The organism is Streptomyces sp. WG7, from assembly GCF_049975785.1.
In the GTDB taxonomy this organism is placed as follows: domain Bacteria; phylum Actinomycetota; class Actinomycetes; order Streptomycetales; family Streptomycetaceae; genus Streptomyces.
On sequence record NZ_JBNGGE010000157.1, the window covers coordinates 1 to 987 of the forward strand.

Consider the following 987-nt stretch of genomic DNA (forward strand, 5'->3'; position numbering starts at 1 on the left):
GAGGCCGTATACCGGGCCATCGCCGAGCACGACATCGTGTTTCGGTCCGACTGTCCGAGCCGGCCGATCCTCGATCAAATCGCCGACAAGTGGTCGATGATGGTCATGGCGGTCCTGGTCGAACCACGCCGGTTCAACGAGATCAAGCGCCGCCTCGACGGCATCACGCAACGCGTCCTCACGCAGACCTTGCGCCGACTCGAACGCAACGGCATGATCGAACGCCGCGTGCTGCCGACCTCGCCCGTGGGTGTCGAATACTCGCTGACCTCCCTCGGCGAGTCCCTGCGCGAGCCGTTCGCCCACCTCTACGACTGGACCGTCGCGAACGCCTCCGAGATCCAAGCGCGTCAGCGCGACTACGACCAGCGAGCCCCGCGCTGACACCACGACCACGAAGCCGAGCCGGAGCGAGCGGCACCCTTCCCGGCCCGGTGACCTGTACCGTCCGCCGACCACGACCGGCGACTCAAACTCATGCGGAGAGCCGTGACGGTTACTAGCTCTGACAAGAGTTGCTGATCATGAGACTGTTGGCCTGCTGTCTCGTAGGTCTGGGTATGGGAAACCGTCAGTCGCGGCCGTGGATCGTGTCGGATGAACTGTGGTCGCTGGTCGAGCCGTTGCTGCCGAAGCCGGGTCCGAAGAAGGCCGAGGGCAGACCGCGGGTGCCGGACCGCCAGGCCCTGTGCGGGGTTCTCTTCGTCCTGCACACCGGCGTCCAGTGGGAGTACCTGCCGCAGGAACTCGGCTTCGGCTCGGGCATGACCTGCTGGCGGCGCCTTGCGGCCTGCCAGTGCACGACGATCTCGTCCGTCGTGACTTCGCCGCGGCCGGCCCGAACCGGCTCTGGCTCACCTACATCACCGAACGCGCCACCTGCAACGGCAAGCTGTATCTCTGCGCGATCGAGGTCGCGGACGGTGCCGCGGTCGGCGAGGGCACGGACCTTGGTGCCGATCACGTCGTCGAGGGAAAGAACGGGGC

General features: G+C 66.6%; 1 protein-coding gene and 2 pseudogenes. 2 read left to right on the plus strand and 1 reads right to left on the minus strand.

The window, feature by feature from the left end; all coding sequences use genetic code 11:
• The first annotated feature begins 18 nt into the window (after window positions 1-18).
• Window positions 19-384 carry a winged helix-turn-helix transcriptional regulator gene (locus tag ACP4J0_RS38495; protein WP_426604102.1) on the plus strand — a complete coding sequence of 122 codons (366 nt, stop codon included), beginning with the start codon at window positions 19-21 and terminating at the stop codon, window positions 382-384.
• Between the two features lie 176 nt (window positions 385-560).
• Window positions 561-785 (plus strand): annotated as a pseudogene (locus ACP4J0_RS38500) (transposase); the annotation flags it as partial.
• A gap of 125 nt (window positions 786-910) precedes the next feature.
• Here the strand turns inward: ACP4J0_RS38500 and ACP4J0_RS38505 are convergent.
• Window positions 911-987: pseudogene (locus ACP4J0_RS38505) on the minus strand (nucleotidyl transferase AbiEii/AbiGii toxin family protein); the annotation flags it as partial.